The sequence below is a fragment of the Shigella dysenteriae genome (assembly GCF_022354085.1).
GTDB classification, from domain to species: domain Bacteria; phylum Pseudomonadota; class Gammaproteobacteria; order Enterobacterales; family Enterobacteriaceae; genus Escherichia; species Escherichia coli.
The window spans coordinates 98,247-117,256 of sequence record NZ_CP055056.1; the positions used below are offsets into that span (position 1 = coordinate 98,247).

A 19,010-nucleotide genomic window follows, 5' to 3' on the forward strand; every position below is an offset into this window, starting at 1 on the left:
GTGTGTGGATTCAGTTATTAGAATACTGTATATACATACAGCAATAGAAAAGGGAGATGAGAACATGATCCGCATTGAAATTCTTTTCGACCGCCAGAGCACAAAAAACCTCAAATCAGGCACACTTCAGGCGCTACAGAATGAAATCGAACAACGTCTGAAACCACACTCCCCGGAAATCTGGCTGCGTATAGACCAGGGCAGCGCCCCGTCTGTATCTGTCACAGGAGCCCGCAACGACAAGGATAAAGAACGTATCATGTCTCTGCTGGAAGAAATCTGGCAGGACGACAGCTGGCTGCCTGCAGCATGAGTACCGTTTATCACCGTCCGGCTGACCCTTCAGGCGATGACAGTTACGTGCGACCGTTGTTTGCCGATCGTTGCCAGGCCGGTTTTCCTTCGCCTGCCACTGATTATGCTGAGCAGGAACTGGATCTGAACAGCTATTGCATCAGCAGACCTGCAGCCACCTTCTTTCTGCGCGCCAGCGGTGAATCGATGAACCAGGCTGGCGTGCAGAATGGTGATCTGCTGGTAGTGGACAGGGCCGAGAAACCACAACACGGGGACATCGTTATCGCTGAGATCGACGGTGAGTTCACCGTCAAACGACTGCTGTTGCGCCCACGCCCGGCACTGGAGCCGGTTTCAGACAGCCCGGAATTTCGCACACTGTATCCGGAAAACATCTGTATTTTTGGTGTTGTCACTCACGTGATACACAGGACGCGGGAGTTACGCTGATGTTTGCACTGGCTGATATCAACAGTTTCTACGCCTCATGTGAAAAAGTTTTCCGCCCGGACCTTCGCAACGAACCGGTCATCGTACTCAGCAATAACGATGGCTGTGTGATCGCGCGCAGCCGGAGGCAAAAGCCCTTGGCATCAGAATGGGGCAGCCCTGGTTTCAGGTGAGACAGATGCGCCTGGAGAAGAAAATACATGTATTTTCCAGCAATTATGCGCTGTACCACAGCATGAGCCAACGGGTCATGGCTGTTCTGGAGTCGCTTTCTCCCGCAGTTGAGCCCTACTCAATTGATGAAATGTTCATTGATTTGCGGGGGATAAATCATTGCATCTCTCCGGAGGTTTTTGGTCATCAGCTCAGGGAACAGGTAAAGAGCTGGACAGGACTCACCATGGGGGTGGGCATTGCGCCTACAAAAACGCTGGCTAAAAGTGCACAGTGGGCAACAAAGCAATGGCCACAGTTTTCCGGTGTGGTCGCGCTGGAGGCAGAAAACCGTAATCGGATCTTGAAGCTACTGGGGCTGCAGCCAGTTGGTGAGGTCTGGGGAGTAGGACGCAGACTGACGGAAAAGCTGAATGCGCTGGGTATTAACACAGCACTGCAGCTGGCGCAGGCTAACACGGCATTCATCCGGAAAAACTTCAGCGTCATTCTTGAGCGTACGGTACGCGAACTCAACGGCGAGTCCTGCATATCCCTGGAAGAAGCACCACCGGCAAAACAGCAGATTGTCTGTAGTCGCAGTTTTGGTGAACGAATCACAGACAAAGATGCCATGCACCAGGCTGTTGTTCAGTATGCAGAGCGGGCCGCAGAGAAACTACGTGGGGAGCGTCAGTATTGCCGGCAGGTGACGACATTTGTACGGACATCCCCCTTTGCAGTAAAAGAACCCTGTTACAGCAATGCCGCTGTGGAAAAGCTTCCATTACCCACACAGGACAGCCGGGACATTATTGCCGCAGCATGCAGAGCGTTAAACCATGTCTGGCGTGAAGGGTACCGCTATATGAAGGCAGGAGTCATGCTGGCTGATTTCACACCATCGGGTATAGCGCAGCCGGGATTATTTGATGAGATCCAGCCCCGTAAAAACAGCGAAAAGTTAATGAAAACACTCGATGAACTGAACCAGTCTGGAAAAGGGAAAGTGTGGTTTGCGGGGCGAGGAACCGCCCCTGAATGGCAAATGAAACGGGAAATGCTCTCGCCTTCGTATACAACACAATGGACTGAGATCCCCATTGCTTCATTCTGATATATCAGAATAATTTTTGCATTTTAAGGCGCACATCATTCATTGCCTCCTGCACCGAATCAGTAGCAGAAGGAGGCATTTTTTCAGCAGATTGCAAAGCACCGAGTTCAGTCAACACAGCTCTGATATCGGCCTGAGAAGGCTTCCATCCTGTCGTCTGACTGAGTAAGGTTACAACCTGATCTGCTGAAAACTCCTCGCTCAAAATGGCAGTCAGCAATACAGGCAGGCGAGGATCAAGTTGGTGTAACGCCATTCCAGAAATAAATGCATTCCGGAACAGCTCACCACGCTCAGAACGCGGAACGGACTCTATCGCTTCCAAAGCTTGAAAGTCTGCAGCTTTTTCCGGATGCAGATAAAGTGTGAATTTTTTCCTTTTCCGTTCATCGTCCACAATATTACTCCTCTTTGAAAGCCGCGATAGCTTCAACCAGTGCTGTCTGTGGCGACTCCATCATCACTACTTTTTGCCCAAGATGGTGCCATGCCGTTTTTATCGAATCATAGATCAACGGGGCCCCACCACCGACAACATAAACACGATTCACATGATGAAAATCACCGAGCTCATTGACTACTTGCTCCCCCAGACTGGCAATAGCCCCCTCAATGGTATTAAGGACCAGATCAGTTTTTGTTTCGTCATTTATAACCTGCCGAACAAAGTCCGGGTCATTACGACGTTTAATCAATTCATCTGCAACGAGGAAACTGGTATCACTGGATGCCATGCGCAATGCACTCATTGCAGCTTTCGTAACTGAAGACACACCAATGCCAGAATTACCATGAATGGCACTTACAGAGTCAAATTGACCAACGATAACACCAACATCAAGCGTAGTGCCGCCAATATCAACTACCAGCGATTTTTCGAACTGACCAACTTTATCCATGACCAGACGAGAAAACACAGCTGGCAATGATTCAGGCATCACATCAACGTGTTCAATGGTGAAAACATCGCCTTTATTAAGACGAATCGGCCTCATTAAATTCTCAATTTTACGCTGAATGTTGAGTTCATTTTTTTGACACTCTTTCGTGTAGAACTCACTGATAGGCAAAGTCACAGTCAATGATACAGGCTGAGGCGCTAATCCACTATTCAGTAAAGCGTGATGCACAGCTAACAGGTTAACATCCGTATATTGATACTCAATATGAGTCGTAAGAATAGATTGGTTGCTAACTTCATCATACGTGTATTTTTTACCATCCAGTTCATAGTTAAATGTCTGGCGAATCCCTAACCCGTCAACCTTCCATCCATGACGAAATGAGTTTTGCGACAACGACTTACAGATTTTCCCATTGTCATTCCATGCCAACTTGATTGTTGTTGAACCATCATCGCAGTATACGTTCATCTATAGCCCCTTAAATACTCAATCTGAGTAAATCACTGTTTCTGGTTGCAAGGTAATACTCAATTTGAGCACTATCATAGTTATGAAATCACAAAACACAAGTAATATTTATTACATCATATGACATACTTCATATTTCATACTTCATAAATATGAATGCATGTTGACACATCAGGTTACCGTGTCAAAATATCATCATACTTCACACATCACATTTATGAGGTTGCAATGATTACTGTAGTTGGTGGGAACAAAGGTGGTTCAGGGAAAACTACCATTGCATCAAACCTGGCTATTGCTCTCGCAAATAAAGGAAGGGAAGTCTGCCTGTTAAACGGAGATCTACAACGAACAGCCGCAAAACATCATGCGGAACGAGAAGCTGCAGGACTGTTACCAGCAATAACCCTTGTTGAGAAATTTGATAACCTGACACAAACACTACAGGCTCTGAATGAAAAGTTCGATGATGTAATAGTGGATGTCGCAGGAAGAAACTCAAAGGAATTCATAACGAGTGGAGTTGTCGCACATCAAATAATTGCGCCACTACAGTGTTCTCAACCAGATCTGGATACTCTTACAGAACTAGAACAACAGATAGACGCAATGCGTAACCTTAACCCGGAACTTAAGGTTTATTGTTTACAAAGTATGGCAACAACCAATCCGGTTTTGAGGGGAAATGAGAGAAAAGAATTCCTTGAATATCTTGAAGAATTCCCAACAATTCAAGTCCTGGATTCAGTTATTTGTTTCAGAAAAGTCTATCGCGATTGCATGAGCAACGGCACCGGTGTAGTAGAAACGAACAATACAGCAGCCAGAGCAGAAATTGAACATTTAATGAATGAGGTATTTGGCCCATGGTGAAGAAACCCAGCCAGCAAGCATTAAACAGAGCTGCAGTTACGGTAGAACAAGCAGAGGCTCTGGCTCAGCGCCTTGCGGATAAACCATACGGCGCGCCGGAAAAACTCGAACCAGAAAAACAATGTCGGACGACAATCTCTCTTGGTGAAAGCATGCTTGTCACAATAGAAGATCTGGCATTGAGGAATAAACGCAATGGTAAAGATCCAAAAAATGTAAGTGCCATCGTCAGAGTAGCCCTTGAGCAATACTTAAAAACACTAACGTAATAATCAAGAAGTTATTACTTATGAAATCACACTTATGAAATCACACTTGTGAATTCACACTGTTTAAGCACCCTTGCATACAAGAGATCACATATTGCAGTGGTCTCTTCTTTTATAGAATAAATCACAATTCATAATTATGATTTGTGACTTATGCGTGTCTGTTTTTCAGCATTGTGACAGCATCGGACTCAGGCATCGAAAACTGCACCCGGTGCCGTGCAGCCACATCCAGCGCAAACACCTTCGTGTACACCTCTGTCGAACTAATCGACTTGTGCCCCATCAGGCTCTGCAGCACCTTCAGCGGAATACCAGCATACAGCATATGCATCGCGTAGGAATGGCGGAAAGTATGTGGGGTAACCGGAACAGAGAACGTCACGCCGTCGGCCGCAGCGGCCTCTACAGCTTCATTCAGCCAGGTGCGAACTGTGCGGTCGGTGATTCCCCAGATGCGCGCCTTCTCCATTCTTCCGGTTCGTTTGTTTCTGCGCTCCAGTGGGATTTTCAGCGTGGCCACCATCATCTGCAGTTGGCTGACGTATTGTGTATCGGACAGGGGAACCAGGCGATGCACCTGACTGCCAGCAGGGACACGGCCTGCCGTTCTGGTCGCTTTTTCAGTCCGTTGTTTGAGCGTGGCCAGCTGTACGAACGGATATGGCGGCGCCAGAGAAAAATCTCCCCGCGTCAGCGCCAGCGCTTCGTTTATACGTGCGCCCGTGTTCCACAGGGTGGCCAGCAACATTTTGCGGTGCAGATCCGGTACATAGTGGAGCAGGGCGCTGATCTCCGGCGCCAACAGATATTTTGGTAATTCGTCCTGCACAAGTGCCATCTGACGTAGTGCCAGCGCAGCCGGGTAATCAATGGCAACAGGTAATGTTGCCGGAGGCGTTAAAAAAGAACCTGGCAGGGAAAGCAATTGTGGGCCACTCATGATGTCCCCTTTATGAAATCCTCAATCTCTTGCTCGGTCTTTTTAGACTTCTTTACCATTTCGTACTCCTTTTGGAGTGTTTTACCTCTGGCTTTCAACAATACCAACCTCGTTGGCGATAGTGTATCGGAAAGGCCGTGCAGAGGGAGGCCACATAACATTCTCAGTTCTCGTGATAACCGCAGTGCTTTTACTCCCAACATAGCTGCGTTTTTATGCAAACTATATTCACCCGCTCCACCATAAGGAGTATCTTCAACAAACACATTATCTACACACACGACAGCTTCGTAGCTGAGAACAGAGAGTTCGCTGAGCCTATACATCAGGCCAGAAGGAAGGGAGCGCCAGTTACCAGATACCGGGGAATAATCGATTTCCGGTAATAAGAACTCAGCTTCTCCTCTGCCATCCTGATCGTGCTCCACAGGGCACTGTTGCAAATAGTCGGTGGTGATAAACTTATCATCCCCTTTTACTGATGGAGCTGCACATGACCCCATTCAAAGGCCGGTATTTTCAGCGTGACATCATTCTGTGGGCCGTACGCTGGTACTGCAAATACGGCATCAGTTACCGTGAGCTGCAGGAGATGCTGGCTGAACGCGGAGTGAATGTCGATCACTCCACGATTTACCGCTGGGTTCAGCGTTATGCGCCTGAAATGGAAAAACGGCTGCGCTGGTACTGGCGTAACCCTTCCGATCTTTGCCCGTGGCACATGGATGAAACCTACGTGAAGGTCAATGGCCGCTGGGCGTATCTGTACCGGGCCGTCGACAGCCGGGGCCGCACTGTCGATTTTTATCTCTCCTCCCGTCGTAACAGCAAAGCTGCATACCGGTTTCTGGGTAAAATCCTCAACAACGTGAAGAAGTGGCAGATCCCGCGATTCATCAACACGGATAAAGCGCCCGCCTATGGTCGCGCGCTTGCTCTGCTCAAACGCGAAGGCCGGTGCCCGTCTGACGTTGAACACCGACAGATTAAGTACCGGAACAACGTGATTGAATGCGATCATGGCAAACTGAAACGGATAATCGACGCCACGCTGGGATTTAAATCCATGAAGACGGCTTACGCCACCATCAAAGGTATTGAGGTGATGCGTGCACTACGCAAAGGCCAGGCCTCAGCATTTTATTATGGTGATCCCCTGGGCGAAATGCGCCTGGTAAGCAGAGTTTTTGAAATGTAAGGCCTTTGAATAAGACAAAAGGCTGCCTCATCGCTAACTTTGCAACAGTGCCCCAAATGATACGTCAGTGGGAGAGATCTCAGTAAAAACCGGAAATAACGCCAGAAATGGTGGAAAAAATAGCCTAAATAGGCTGATTCGATGTGTTTGCGGGAAAAAAATCGGCCCAGATCTGCGAAATTTTAATCAGCGAGTCAGCTTGGGAAGAAATGACCTGCTTATTCGCACCTTCCTTAGAAATGTCCATATGTTGAAAAGGCCGCTGCGAAAATCTCTCCCGCAGCGGCCTCTTTAGCATAACGTTATTGTGCGAACCATCATTCTGATTTAACGGTGTTTATGCTACTTTTTCTGTATGTCTCTCTATGTACATGCGGCAGGTCAAAAAGTGAACATTATTGAATCTAAAATTGCTGGGTTAGGGTTCCTACAGGCGATCATAGCTAGAATGGCTAATAATTCGTTTTATATTAAAGGATGGGACCTAACATTATTTGTTGCAGTTGTTGCGTTAAAAAAGGATGCATCCCAATATTCAGGTTATTTACTTCTTGCGTTAATAGTGAGCACCATAGCGTTCTGTTTATTGGATGCTTATTATCTACAACAGGAGAGGATTTTCAGGAAGATATATAATTACTTGGCTGAATCAAATTCAGAATCTATTAACTATTTTAGCATAAACCCTGTGCTATACAAAGATATACTAAAGGGTGAAATGCTTTCATATAGAAGCTCATTAATTTCTACATCTATTCTTCTTTTCCATATACCAATGTTTGTTGCTGTTTTTATCTTTTTCGTGTTATTTTAAATAATGGATATTAATCATGCTACATGCCTTAAACTTTTCAATACCTGATGATTCTTTTCTATTGGATGGTACTTATTCGACTACATTAACAGAGGAGTTAAAACTTCAAAATCCGATAAGCAAAATTAGAGAATCAATAACAAAATCAGATGGTTGCAATGATTCTATTGATAATTCTATTAATTATGAAGAATTCAAAAGAATCTGGTTCCCTGATGTAAATGCACATGTTTTCATTTCCCATAGCCATGTGGATAAAGCTAAGGCAATAGCCTTGGCAAACTTTTTATTTTCAAAGTTTGGCATTCGTTCATTTGTTGATTCAGAAGTGTGGGGGTATATGGATGATGCACTCCGTGAACTAAATAATAAGCACAATAAGTTTCCGGGGCAAGAAAATACTTATATTTATGAGCACTGCAATAAACTTGCAAGCAATTTAAATATGATACTTTCATCTGCATTAATAAAAATGATACATGAATCTGAATGTCTGATATTTATTAATACAATCGACTCATGCGTTCGTGATGGGGATGAGTTTAGAACCCAATCTCCATGGATATTCACTGAGTTATTAATGAGTTCAATGCTTGAAAAGAGCGAACATAAAGATCGTCCAACTGAACTGCGCAAATCACTTGATGAATTTCGTGTAGTAGCTGCGAATGAATCATTTGACCAGGCTGTGTTTTCATATCCATTATATTTACGACACATGCATAATGTAACCAATGATAAAATCAATAAAATCAATGCGATAAAACCTAGCGGTCTATCTTTCACAACGACCTGTTACAGAGACACTGCACATCACTTTGAAGTCGATGATGTATTCAAAAATTTAGACTCGATCTATAACTTGGTCATTTCTCGTTAATTTTTTTGCTTCTATCCTCTAGGCCATTTTCATGAATGGCCTTTATCTCCAGATACCGCGCAGCGGTTCGGGGTTCTGTGACACCCGAACTTTACCCCGGCTTCCCGACTTTTTCCTTTGTATATAATATCATTGAAGTTAATTGCATTTCCCAGAAATCTTCTCAGGACATGGTTGCAACACAGTGCACATATCGCCATAGGTCAGTGAGTCCGGGGTTTCCTTTCTGATTTGCGTCAAGTTCACCTTTTACCAAAGATGGCCTCAGAGCTCCCCTGAAGCTTTATTATGGCTTCAAGCATATCTTCTTCGTTCAGCGAGCGCTGGGGTTTGTTGATGCTCGGAGCATGACGTCTTCGGGAAGGCTCATCACCAGAAGGTATCGATTGTGAGCGATTATTGTCCCGTTTTCTCTGGACCTGGCGCGAAACTTCAAGCACATGGCCCAGTCTTTTATTATCAACAATCGCGACGGGATCAACTTCCGACAACCGGTCGTAGGTGGAATAGAGGAGCTGTACATCATTCAGGCGCAGTTCCTTATGTCCGTCAGGATAATGCCAGACGTCGATATACTTACCGATGGCCCAGCGGCTGTCCTTGCTGTCTTCAATCAGATACAGCACTTTATCGGGCACTGTTGCAAATAGTCGGTGGTGATAAACTTATCATCCCCTTTTACTGATGGAGCTGCACATGAACCCATTCAAAGGCCGGCATTTTCAGCGTGACATCATTCTGTGGGCCGTACGCTGGTACTGCAAATACGGCATCAGTTACCGTGAGCTGCAGGAGATGCTGGCTGAACGCGGAGTGAATGTCGATCACTCCACGATTTACCGCTGGGTTCAGCGTTATGCGCCTGAAATGGAAAAACGGCTGCGCTGGTACTGGCGTAACCCTTCCGATCTTTGCCCGTGGCACATGGATGAAACCTACGTGAAGGTCAATGGCCGCTGGGCGTATCTGTACCGGGCCGTCGACAGCCGGGGCCGCACTGTCGATTTTTATCTCTCCTCCCGTCGTAACAGCAAAGCTGCATACCGGTTTCTGGGTAAAATCCTCAACAACGTGAAGAAGTGGCAGATCCCGCGATTCATCAACACGGATAAAGCGCCCGCCTATGGTCGCGCGCTTGCTCTGCTCAAACGCGAAGGCCGGTGCCCGTCTGACGTTGAACACCGACAGATTAAGTACCGGAACAACGTGATTGAATGCGATCATGGCAAACTGAAACGGATAATCGACGCCACGCTGGGATTTAAATCCATGAAGACGGCTTACGCCACCATCAAAGGTATTGAGGTGATGCGTGCACTACGCAAAGGCCAGGCCTCAGCATTTTATTATGGTGATCCCCTGGGCGAAATGCGCCTGGTAAGCAGAGTTTTTGAAATGTAAGGCCTTTGAATAAGACAAAAGGCTGCCTCATCGCTAACTTTGCAACAGTGCCGAAAACAGAACCGTTCGATAATACCTGTGTTTAACACCCTGTCAGTACTGATGAAATTTAAATCTCCGATTATAGCTTTTTTCGGATCTCAGCAGAAAAAAGACAGAAGTGTGTATAGGTTTGGCATATGCGTACCCCTGCCATCTGCATATGCTATATCTATACATATGCCGATCATCTGCATATACTGAGCATATGTATAAAGGCCGGTCGGCCAGGAGGAAATAATGAGAACCGTATCCATTTTTAAAAACGGCAATAACCGCGCCATCCGTCTGCCCCGCGATCTTGATTTTGAGGGGGTGAGCGAGCTGGAGATCGTCCGGGAAGGGGACAGCATCATCCTGCGCCCCGTCCGGCCGACCTGGGGCTCGTTCGCGAAGCTCGAAAAAGCTGACCCGGACTTTATGGCGGAGCGCGAGGACGTTGTCACCGACGAAGGACGGGTTAACCTGTGAACAAAACGTATATGCTGGACACCAACATCTGCTCTTTCATCATGCGCGAGCAGCCGGAAGCCGTCCTGAAGCGCCTGGAGCAGGCGGTGCTGCGTGGCCACCGTATCGTGGTCTCGGCCATCACTTATTCCGAAATGCGCTTCGGGGCTACCGGCCCGAAGGCCTCGCCGCGCCACGTGCAGCTGGTTGACGCGTTCTGCACCCGCCTCGATGCCATCCTGCCCTGGGATCGCGCCGCGGTGGACGCGACCACGGAGATTAAGGTGGCGCTGCGCCTCGCCGGGACGCCGATCGGCCCGAACGACACGGCGATTGCCGGACACTCCATCGCCGCCGGTGCCGTGCTGGTGACGAATAATACGCGGGAATTTGAACGGGTACCGGGTCTTGTGCTGGAAGACTGGATAAGATAACGCTGTAAAACAAAACAGGCGGTCTGGCGCTGCCGGACACTCTTTCAGTCAGCGGTATATAAAGGAATAAAAGATGCCTCTGATCACGCGGCTTATGCTGCAAAACTTTAAAAAGTTTCCGGAACTGGACCTGCGCTTCACTCATGACCGTAACATTCTGGTCGGGGACAATGAGTCCGGGAAAAGCACGATTCTGCTGGCCCTTGACCTTGTGCTGAGCGACAGCCGGCACCGGGTCGAGGCATTGGGTGTGGAATCGCTCCTGTCCCAGTCAGCAGTCAGGCAGTTTCAGGAAGGTGAGCGCCGCGCCGATCGGTTACCCGTGCTGACAGCTGATGTTTTCCTGAGTAATGGGGGAGATCCTGACCTGAACGGCAGGCAAAATCTGGCGGGTATCGATGCGGATGGTCTCAGAATGCGCATTGCACCCATGACGGAGGAATACGGTCAGGATATACATCATGTCCTGCAGCAGGATCCCGATAATTTTCCCTATGAATACTATTCCGTGCGGTTCAGCACCTTCTCCGGGGGGCATTTTGCCGGCTTCAGACGCTATCTGCGCCATCTGCTGTTAGACAGTGCACGCATCGATAACGAGCACGCCGCACAGGAATATACGCGCACAGTTTACAGCGTCAATGTGCCGGTAGCCGATCGGTACCGGCTTGAAAACAGTTACCGGCAACAGAAAATGCACTTCTGCACCCGGCATCTGTCAGCCATAAACGACACGCTGGATACGTATCAGTTTGGCGTGCGTTCCGGTGCTAAATCAGGTCTTGAGGCGAATCTGGACATTACCGAGGACGGTATTTCCATTCGTCACCGTGGAAAAGGAAGGCAGTGCTTCATCAAAACAGAGTTTGCACTGCAGCGGCATCAGCAGCAGGGAGAGCTCCACGCACTGTTGCTTGAGGAGCCGGAGAATCATCTCAGCCATGTCAGTATGAAGAGGCTGGTTAATCAGCTTGCAACTGAACGGCAGACGCAGGTGTTTATTGCCACACACAGCAGCCATATCTCATCCCGCCTCGATCTGCGTAAGGCAATCCTCCTCGGGTCTGCCCGACCGGTACTGATGAATGAACTTTCCGCTGAGACTGCCGCCTTCTTCATGAAAGCACCGGACAATAATGTGCTGGAATTTGCGCTGGCCAGACGTGTGCTGCTCGTGGAGGGGGATGCTGAGTTTATTCTGATCGAGGCCTTTTATCGCCGCCTGTATGGCAGGTCGCCGGAGGATGACGGGGTTCACATCATCGCTATCGGCGGAACGAGTTTCCGTCGTTATCTTGAACTGGCCCGTCTTCTGGAAAATCGCGTCGCGGCCCTTCGTGATAATGACGGCAACTATCAGCAAAACTGCGATGAACGCTATGCTGACGTGCTTTGTTCCCGCTCCCGGGTATTTGCTGATCGCGATAACACCCGATCCACATTTGAAATCTGCCTGTATCAGGATAACGCTGGTCTGTGTGATGCGCTTTTCCGCGGAACACGCCGGACACTCACGGTGCAGGAATACATGCTGGCCAATAAGGCAGAAGCAGCATTCCGGCTGTTACAGCTGCACGCCGAAGAGCTGACAGTACCTGATTATATTCAGGAGGCACTGGCATGGATAAGAGAGTGATATTTGCGGTTGCCGGCTCGGGCAAGACCACGCTGCTGATACAGCGGTTGAGTGAGGACCGGCGGACGCTGATCCTGACCTTCACCGTGAATAATGAAGCGCATCTCCGGGCGCAGATTATCAGACGTTTTGGCTTTATCCCGGACGGGATCAGGGTGATGACCTGGTTTGAGTTTCTGCACGGTTTTTGCTTCAGGCCTTTCCTGCAGGAGCAGCTGGCATCGCGTGGGCTGAGCTTCGACCAGCCCCCACCCAGAATACCGCGCACGAATGCCCGGCATTATCAGGATCCCGCCGGACGGCTGTATCACCGGAGGCTCGCACACTTACTCACAGCCCGGGGGCTGCTGCCGGATATCCGTACCCGGCTTGCCCGTTACTACGATGAACTGCTTATCGATGAAGTCCAGGACTTTGCCGGACATGACTTTAATTTTCTGCTGGAGCTCTGCCGCGCGGAAATCACTGTGCTCTGTTGCGGCGATTTTTATCAACATACCTTTGATACAAGCCATGACGGCAACGTTAATTCAACGCTGCACGATGACATTACGCGATATGAGGCCCGCTTCGACGCAGCAGGTTTCACGGTTGACCGGGACACGCTCAACCGGACATGGCGTTGCTCAGCTTCAGTGTGCGAGTTTATCACCGGACAACTGAACATCCGTATCGCTGCCCATGGGATACATGCCACCCTGATTGAAACGATCACAGATGCAGAGCGCACAGCCACCCTGCACGCCGATAATACGGTGATTAAGCTCTTCTATCGTGAACATCACCGTTACGGCTGCTATTCCATGAACTGGGGCGTCAGTAAAGGGCTCGACCACTTTCAGGATGTCTGCATTGTGATGGGATCTTCCCACTGGAAGCTTCTGACCCGTCAGGAACTGGCAGCCCTTCCACCGTCGTCCCGTAACAGGCTGTACGTGGCATGCTCACGGGCGCGCGGCAACATTTATTTTGTTCCCGAAATTCATCTGCGCCGATTCCGGAACTGAGTCAGCTGCTTCTCAGTCGGGCACAATTCAGAAATAAAGCTGTATGGCCAACGATGTCACTTCAGGCTGGAAAAGTGCGGATCCGGTTTTGGTGGTTTTCGGATCTGCGGTGGAGAAATGAGAAAACAGGATATGCGCAGCATATCCACATGCCACGCATCTGCATAGGGCAGACATACGCATATGTCAGTCATCTGCATATGTTACACCTATACAGACCAGTCCGGCAGGCATATACTGCACATATGTACTCACACATCATGCATGATCAGCCGGAGGAACATCCATGCGCACAGTTTCGATATTTAAAAACGGCAATAACCGCGCCATCCGTCTGCCCCGGGACCTGGATTTTGACGGCGTCAGCGAGCTGGAGATCGTCCGGGAAGGGGACAGCATCATTCTGCGTCCCGTCCGGCCGACCTGGGGCTCGTTCGCGCAGCTGGACAGGGCCGATCCGGACTTTATGGCGGAGCGTGAGGATGTGGTCAGCGATGAAGGACGCTTTGAGCCATGAAGAAAACCTGGATGCTCGACACTAACATCTGCTCGTTCATCATGCGCGAGCAGCCGGCAGCGGTGCTGAAGCGCCTGGAGCAGGCGGTGCTGTCAACGCCACGATGTTTGACCGTTATTTGCCATTTTCATGCCCGCTAAGATACTTTCGTTACTGATGCTGTCTGCTTTCCACCATTTCATCATCACTGATTGGCGTTGTGTTTTTGGTCAGCACTCCAGCTTTACGTTTCTCTTTTAACCGGTAACTCTCTCCTTTGATATTCAGCGTGGTTGAGTGATGTAGCAACCGATCCAGTATCGCTGTTGCCAGCACGTGATCTCCGAACATTTCTCCCCAGTCTGCGAACCCTTTGTTTGACGTCAGTATGATGCTCGCTTTTTCATATCGACGGTTCAGTAGCCGGAAGAACAGGCTGGCTTCCTCTCTGTTCATCGGCAGATAGCCTATTTCATCCAGGATCAACACCCGGGCATAACTCAGTTGCTGTAGCTAACACTCCAGCCGATTTTCCTGTTTCGCTTTCATCAGTGTCGCGATCAGTCAGTCCAGTGGCATAAACAGTACCCGATGTCCCGCATCCACCGCTTTCATGCCAGGAGCTATGGCCAGATGAGTTTTTCCGACACCAGGAGGTCCCAGCAGGATCACGTTTTCGCCGCCAGACCAGCCAGTTCCCGGACAACCTTACGGTCGATGCCCGGCTGGAAGGTAAAATCGAACTGCTCCAGCGTTTTGACCCACGGCAGACGAGCCTGCTTCAGCCGGGACTCCATACCGCGCTGATGCCTGCCGTTCCATTCCTGCTGTAGCGCCATGCACAGGAACTCCCGGTAGTTCAACTCTTTTTTAACTGCCTGTTCCAGCAGGCTTTCAACGTGATAACTCAGATGCTCCATTTTCAGGCGACTCAACAGGACTTCCAGCTCATGCATCACAACAGCTCCTCATAGGCACTCAGTGGTCGATGTTCCACCTGACTGACCTGCTGCCAGAGCGGGGCGTGATGCTCCGGCACTGTCTGCCAGCCAGACGATGCCGGACAGAGGCGATGTGAGGCCACCAGTTTCTCATTACTGTAGATCCGCAACTCGTCATCCAGCGATATTCGTATCGATACTGGCTGACCACACAGCGCTTCGGGAACGCTGTAACGATTACCACCAACCTCGATATAGCTGTCCCAGGACACATGGCGGATGTCGAAGTAACTGGTATCGAAGTCCGTATCCGGTAACGGCTGCAGATGTTCCTGCTCCAGCGCGAAGCGCTGTTCCGGCGTTTCTTTGAACTGGCGAAGCTCCCGTTTGTCAGCCACATCGGCTATCCATTGCTCCAGTTGTTGATTAACATGAGTGAAGCTGTCGAACCTGCGGTACCGGACGAAGAAGTTCTCCTTGAGGTATTTCACCATCCGCTCAACCTTACCTTTTGTTCTGGCCCTGCGTGGACGGCATGCCCGTGGCAGGAAGTTATAGTGGTCGGCCAGCAACAGGAATCCGGAGTTGAACACGACTTTCCCGTTGTTATTCTTCAGCACCGCAGCCTTCTGGTTATCAACCAGCACCGTTTTCACACAACCACCGAATTTGATCCCTGAAAACTGTCAGCGCTGCGAGGACGAAGAAAGTATTACGGCTAAAGCCGTAATACCTCCCCATCCAGCTTCAAGCTATGTAGAAACTTATGTGGGTAGAGCAGTCCCGACAGGGCAGTACCGCATTGACAGGCCGTCAGGGCCACTTACGAGCTTGTATGACAAGGGGGGCCGTCTGGATATAGCGAATTATTGTACGGTAAGCCTTTTTTGAACAGCCTTACCTATTGCTATAGAGGGGAACTCCTACGTTATACGCCGCTTTCAGGGGATTCGACCTTAATGAGACAACTCAAATATGATCGACAACTTAAACGCGATAGTTGCTGATAAAATCAATCCATTACGCGTTTCAATTGATTAAATAATGCACTTAATGTACAAAAATTCCCGATCTCAAAACTGAACCCTAAAGATACCAGGCATCTCCCCCAGGAAGCGCCCTCATGCGTTTTCCTGTTCCGCCCCTGCCACCTACCTTCTGTTTCATACTTGTTGTATTATTGTTTTTGTTTTCAATCCCCAAGGAGACGTCGCTATATGACTGTGCGGGAGACAGAGGAAAACATTGAACAAATCTTCCCTGAGCTTTCGAACTTAATTGATATTATTAATAAATGGCTTTCCCATGGAAACATTGATCCTGAACTGGCACACTTCATCATTTATCTTCTTGATTACCTAACCACCACACACAAAAGCATATAAAAATTTTCCTTGCACATCCATTTTTTTGCGAATATTATTATTCCTGCTGAATATGATTCAATATCGCACGCTACTCATCCATCCCAGGATAATGAGTACATAGGTTGAAGTTTCAACACCCCCATTACGGGGGTGTTTTTTTTACCAATAAACACAAATCACACCATCGCCATACTCTGTTTGCCAGACATCGATTGGTAAATATGCGTAACTCGCTATAATACAAAAAGAAAAATCAGAACCAGAAACCAGTTTCCAGATAAAAAACACCCTCCCGAAGGAGGGGACAGACACATTCATATTTCCCAAAACAGGAATTTTTATTTTTATGACGCATTAATGAAGTTACTTCATCTCCAGTAGATTAACTTCATTTAAAGTGGCGATCAATCATATTTATTACGACTCTAAACTATTACAACAACCACAATAAGATATCACCTCAAATATAAAAGATAACTCTTACAAAAACGTTCCGAAAACAAAAAATACAGATAAACACCAATAAAAAACAGAAAACTCTTACACATTTAAAGATGGTAAAATAATATAGAACTGTTAGTCTAATGGAGAAGGCGCATCTGATTCAGAGCAATCTATTGCGAAGAATCAGAGTAACAGGGCCCCATGATATAATCATGGGGCCCTGTTGCTTTTACAGATGTAAAAACGACCAATCATTTAACATCTGTTATCGGCACCGCCCCGGACGGGTTCGGCGCAAATATGGTATGGTACCAGCCCGGCAATTCACCTGCCGTGCAATCTGACGAAGCAGTACCGGCGTATGCAGATATATCGTCCAGACATATCTGCCGCATTCAGGCGGTGAGTAAAGCCTTCTCTCTCAAAAGAGGAGCAACAGTTATCCACAGATTCTGGGGATAACTGCGAAAAGAATATGTGCCAGGAAAGTCGGCTCCCGGGAAAAAGACCGCTGGCGGCGCAGCTGCTGGATACGAAAGCTGAGCTGAAAGGATCCCGGGAGGACGTCCGTAAACTTCAGTCCCTGGCCCGTCATGACGGGAAGGTGAAAAAGTGAATGCGGACACCTGGACCCGCCTGCAGGCCTTCCGACATGCTCTGGAGCTGACTTCCTGTGAGGCTTCTCTCACCGCCGGGTATGATCACCTGAAGGATTTCCCGGCCGGTTGCAGCGAGCTGGCCAGCCAGACGCTGACTGATTATCTGACGGAAGACGGCAGCAACCTGTACTCCTGTATTGTCGGTATGCAGTGGGATAATGGTCCTGGCAGATACGGCCACGTCATTGCCGCCCCTGCCAGGGACTATATCGACCTGACCCTTGATCAGTTTCCAGGCTATCATAACCGGATTGTGGCAGAGCCCGTTGAGTCCGGCGGACAGCTCGCGGCAGACCTCAACAGGGAGCCTGCCATCAGTACAGCTGATGGAATAGTGGCCAGCGCATCAGATAAGGTTAATTACATTACTGAACAGAAAAATCGCCAGCCAATGGTGATCATTACAGAATGTTACAAGCTGATCAGAATAACGGCAAGATTTATACCAATGTGCCAGTCATCTCAACTCTTCCAGCACCAGGTATTCCCTCGCTTATTTATCATTTCAGACGTTGGCTCCTGCAGTTTGTCCAGGAACACCTTAGATCGTTTAGCTACTGACTGGAAGGTGACACTGTCCATCCTGTCGCTATAGGGCTTGATATAAACCTGGCAGGCAAGGGATCTGGTTAACTCCTTTCCTTCCATAAAGTGTTTGAAGATCCAGAGATACGTATCCACAAGCTCCAGCCCTGTACTCTGTGTCCCCGACTGGAAGACCTGCGGTTCAGCTGGTATTTCCGTTACATCCATGACCGGTGTCTGCGCAGCAGTGCCTGTCATCAGGATCCTGTCACTCTTTCGACCGACAGCTTATGGCATACAGTTGGGCTCGTAAGATCCAGAGTCAATAACTGACAGGGTTTATTCTGTCATCCTCCGGCAACAAAGGCATATACGATATTCACTTATTTTGTCGGCCCAACGGCTTTTTACAGTAGCTCGTTTTGCCCAACTGATGCTACAGCTCTTTGGTTTGCTTCATCACGGATATCAGCTCCGACACAGGCACAGCTGACTGGTTGCAACGTCTGCACTTCTCTGGACCTGAAACGTCAATTATCAGGATTCTGACGATTAGTCTTAAGACTGTCGATAAATTAAGTGATGCCAGTTGTCAGGATATTCATGGAGCCAGTCTGCATGCGCCTCTGGCGTTGAGACAAACATATGAAGTGTATTTCGGATATGACTGTACGCTCAGGAAGTACGGCAGATTCCGTCAAAAATTACCTGTAAAGACAGACTTCAGAAAAAACAGTGCTCGCCGCAGACCGGTGACCGGGCGAAGCCCGCGAACCGGCGAGGAAGCGCAATATATCTGTAGTTACAGTGAGCAGGTACGCCCTGAAGCCTTCATAATCGGTAGTGTATGCTGTTTTTCCGGAATGATTTATCCACATATCCAGAGGCCCGATCCAGTAAATAGATCCATGAATGATCAATAAAGGATCCATTAAAGATCCCCATATCGCTACAAACCTTGTTACTCATGGGCCGGGACCACGATCACATAAGCTGTGGCATGTTACTGATAAACTGTAATATGCTAATGATAAGCTGTATTCAGTAATGCATATACTGAAGTAAGCTAATGACATAAACTATGGTCAGTACGCCAGACTCTGTTGTTAAATACAGACTGCAGGTTTTTCTTCAGTCAGTTAGCGGGGCTCTGACACACGATTTGCTGTTTATTCTTTTACTGTCCACAGGCAGGAGGCTTTCTGGAAAACGAAAATTCAGACATCAAAAAACTGTTCGGCGAG

General features: G+C 48.4%; 19 protein-coding genes and 6 pseudogenes. 17 read left to right on the plus strand and 8 right to left on the minus strand.

Annotated features, from left to right (window positions below):
• Nucleotides 1–64 precede the first annotated feature (64 nt).
• From HUZ68_RS24775 to HUZ68_RS24785, 3 genes and pseudogenes are all read left to right on the plus strand, one after another.
• Nucleotides 65–313 carry a DinI-like family protein gene (locus HUZ68_RS24775; RefSeq protein WP_001775014.1) on the plus strand — a complete coding sequence of 83 codons (249 nt, stop codon included), beginning with the start codon at nucleotides 65–67 and terminating at the stop codon, nucleotides 311–313.
• The gene (gene umuD / locus HUZ68_RS24780) at nucleotides 310–747 is read left to right on the plus strand and encodes a translesion error-prone DNA polymerase V autoproteolytic subunit (protein ID WP_000109071.1); all 438 of its coding nucleotides are present in this window, start codon (nucleotides 310–312) and stop codon (nucleotides 745–747) included. The genes HUZ68_RS24775 and umuD overlap by 4 nt, the downstream gene beginning before the upstream one ends.
• Nucleotides 747–2,017 (plus strand): annotated as a pseudogene (locus HUZ68_RS24785) (Y-family DNA polymerase). The gene umuD and the pseudogene HUZ68_RS24785 overlap by 1 nt, the downstream one beginning before the upstream one ends.
• Before the next feature lie 4 nt (nucleotides 2,018–2,021).
• Here the strand turns inward: HUZ68_RS24785 and HUZ68_RS24790 are convergent.
• Together HUZ68_RS24790 and parM are read right to left on the minus strand one after the other, a co-directional pair.
• A complete protein-coding gene (locus HUZ68_RS24790) occupies nucleotides 2,022–2,414 on the minus strand; it encodes a plasmid partitioning/stability family protein (protein ID WP_063073471.1) in 393 nt (130 codons plus the stop codon).
• Between the two features lie 4 nt (nucleotides 2,415–2,418).
• The gene (gene parM / locus HUZ68_RS24795) at nucleotides 2,419–3,390 is read right to left on the minus strand and encodes a plasmid segregation protein ParM domain-containing protein (RefSeq protein WP_001103690.1); all 972 of its coding nucleotides are present in this window, start codon (nucleotides 3,388–3,390) and stop codon (nucleotides 2,419–2,421) included.
• Nucleotides 3,391–3,618: 228 nt separating this feature from the next.
• On the opposite strand from parM, the gene HUZ68_RS24800 reads away from it, so the two are divergent.
• Nucleotides 3,619–4,263, plus strand: coding sequence for a division plane positioning ATPase MipZ (locus tag HUZ68_RS24800; protein ID WP_000633913.1), 645 nt, complete (start codon nucleotides 3,619–3,621; stop codon nucleotides 4,261–4,263).
• Nucleotides 4,257–4,532, plus strand: coding sequence for a hypothetical protein (locus HUZ68_RS24805; protein WP_050858693.1), 276 nt, complete (start codon nucleotides 4,257–4,259; stop codon nucleotides 4,530–4,532). Before HUZ68_RS24800 ends, HUZ68_RS24805 begins: the two co-directional genes overlap by 7 nt.
• 151 nt (nucleotides 4,533–4,683) lie before the next feature.
• Here the strand turns inward: HUZ68_RS24805 and HUZ68_RS24810 are convergent, their stop codons facing one another.
• Nucleotides 4,684–5,475: a site-specific integrase gene (locus tag HUZ68_RS24810; RefSeq protein WP_000016494.1), complete on the minus strand. Its 792-nt coding sequence runs from the start codon at nucleotides 5,473–5,475 to the stop codon at nucleotides 4,684–4,686.
• A complete protein-coding gene (locus HUZ68_RS24815) occupies nucleotides 5,472–5,978 on the minus strand; it encodes a hypothetical protein (RefSeq protein WP_001505085.1) in 507 nt (168 codons plus the stop codon). Before HUZ68_RS24815 ends, HUZ68_RS24810 begins: the two co-directional genes overlap by 4 nt.
• Here HUZ68_RS24815 and HUZ68_RS24820 point away from each other — a divergent pair.
• The 4 genes from HUZ68_RS24820 to HUZ68_RS24830 all read left to right on the plus strand — a co-directional run bounded on the left by HUZ68_RS24820 (nucleotide 5,969) and on the right by HUZ68_RS24830 (nucleotide 8,367).
• On the plus strand, nucleotides 5,969–6,673 hold the full coding sequence (locus tag HUZ68_RS24820) for an IS6-like element IS26 family transposase (RefSeq protein ID WP_239594266.1): 705 nt from the start codon (nucleotides 5,969–5,971) through the stop codon (nucleotides 6,671–6,673). The two genes, HUZ68_RS24815 and HUZ68_RS24820, sit on opposite strands and share 10 nt — an antisense overlap.
• A 67-nt stretch (nucleotides 6,674–6,740) precedes the next feature.
• Entirely contained in the window at nucleotides 6,741–6,968 is a 228-nt protein-coding gene (locus tag HUZ68_RS25065; protein WP_306461684.1) for a hypothetical protein, read from the plus strand.
• Between the two features lie 93 nt (nucleotides 6,969–7,061).
• Nucleotides 7,062–7,487: a hypothetical protein gene (locus tag HUZ68_RS24825; RefSeq protein WP_024198578.1), complete on the plus strand. Its 426-nt coding sequence runs from the start codon at nucleotides 7,062–7,064 to the stop codon at nucleotides 7,485–7,487.
• A gap of 16 nt (nucleotides 7,488–7,503) precedes the next feature.
• Entirely contained in the window at nucleotides 7,504–8,367 is an 864-nt protein-coding gene (locus tag HUZ68_RS24830; RefSeq protein ID WP_050858821.1) for a TIR domain-containing protein, read from the plus strand.
• Nucleotides 8,368–8,609: 242 nt separating this feature from the next.
• Here HUZ68_RS24830 and HUZ68_RS24835 read toward each other — a convergent pair.
• Nucleotides 8,610–8,999 (minus strand): annotated as a pseudogene (locus HUZ68_RS24835) (ISNCY family transposase); the annotation flags it as partial.
• Nucleotides 9,000–9,063: 64 nt separating this feature from the next.
• Here HUZ68_RS24835 and HUZ68_RS24840 point away from each other — a divergent pair.
• Nucleotides 9,064–9,768 (plus strand): IS6-like element IS26 family transposase, encoded by a 705-nt coding sequence (locus tag HUZ68_RS24840; protein ID WP_001067848.1) that lies wholly within the window; start codon nucleotides 9,064–9,066, stop codon nucleotides 9,766–9,768.
• A gap of 167 nt (nucleotides 9,769–9,935) precedes the next feature.
• Here HUZ68_RS24840 and HUZ68_RS24845 read toward each other — a convergent pair.
• Nucleotides 9,936–10,091, minus strand: a pseudogene (locus HUZ68_RS24845) (hypothetical protein); the annotation flags it as partial.
• On the opposite strand from HUZ68_RS24845, the gene vapB (HUZ68_RS24850) reads away from it, so the two are divergent.
• The 6 genes and pseudogenes from vapB (HUZ68_RS24850) to HUZ68_RS24875 form a co-directional block, all read left to right on the plus strand.
• Nucleotides 10,048–10,278 (plus strand): type II toxin-antitoxin system VapB family antitoxin, encoded by a 231-nt coding sequence (gene vapB / locus HUZ68_RS24850; RefSeq protein WP_063073411.1) that lies wholly within the window; start codon nucleotides 10,048–10,050, stop codon nucleotides 10,276–10,278. The pseudogene HUZ68_RS24845 and the gene vapB (HUZ68_RS24850) sit on opposite strands and share 44 nt — an antisense overlap.
• Nucleotides 10,275–10,691 (plus strand): type II toxin-antitoxin system VapC family toxin, encoded by a 417-nt coding sequence (locus tag HUZ68_RS24855; protein ID WP_063073410.1) that lies wholly within the window; start codon nucleotides 10,275–10,277, stop codon nucleotides 10,689–10,691. Before vapB (HUZ68_RS24850) ends, HUZ68_RS24855 begins: the two co-directional genes overlap by 4 nt.
• A 73-nt stretch (nucleotides 10,692–10,764) precedes the next feature.
• The gene (locus HUZ68_RS24860) at nucleotides 10,765–12,327 is read left to right on the plus strand and encodes an ATP-dependent nuclease (RefSeq protein WP_063073409.1); all 1,563 of its coding nucleotides are present in this window, start codon (nucleotides 10,765–10,767) and stop codon (nucleotides 12,325–12,327) included.
• On the plus strand, nucleotides 12,312–13,334 hold the full coding sequence (locus HUZ68_RS24865) for a hypothetical protein (RefSeq protein WP_063073408.1): 1,023 nt from the start codon (nucleotides 12,312–12,314) through the stop codon (nucleotides 13,332–13,334). Before HUZ68_RS24860 ends, HUZ68_RS24865 begins: the two co-directional genes overlap by 16 nt.
• Nucleotides 13,335–13,620: 286 nt before the next feature.
• A complete protein-coding gene (vapB, locus tag HUZ68_RS24870; protein WP_001261276.1) occupies nucleotides 13,621–13,851 on the plus strand; it encodes a type II toxin-antitoxin system VapB family antitoxin in 231 nt (76 codons plus the stop codon).
• Nucleotides 13,848–13,955, plus strand: a pseudogene (locus tag HUZ68_RS24875) (VapC toxin family PIN domain ribonuclease); the annotation flags it as partial. The gene vapB (HUZ68_RS24870) and the pseudogene HUZ68_RS24875, both read left to right, overlap by 4 nt.
• Before the next feature lie 46 nt (nucleotides 13,956–14,001).
• On the opposite strand, the pseudogene istB reads toward HUZ68_RS24875, so the two are convergent.
• Both istB and istA read right to left on the minus strand, forming a co-directional pair.
• Nucleotides 14,002–14,786: pseudogene (istB, locus tag HUZ68_RS24880) on the minus strand (IS21-like element helper ATPase IstB).
• Nucleotides 14,786–15,439, minus strand: a pseudogene (gene istA, locus HUZ68_RS24885) (IS21-like element IS21 family transposase); the annotation flags it as partial. The pseudogenes istA and istB, both read right to left, overlap by 1 nt.
• Before the next feature lie 1,755 nt (nucleotides 15,440–17,194).
• On the opposite strand from istA, the gene HUZ68_RS24890 reads away from it, so the two are divergent.
• On the plus strand, nucleotides 17,195–17,836 hold the full coding sequence (locus HUZ68_RS24890; protein WP_089533208.1) for a hypothetical protein: 642 nt from the start codon (nucleotides 17,195–17,197) through the stop codon (nucleotides 17,834–17,836).
• The last annotated feature ends 1,174 nt before the right edge of the window (nucleotides 17,837–19,010 follow it).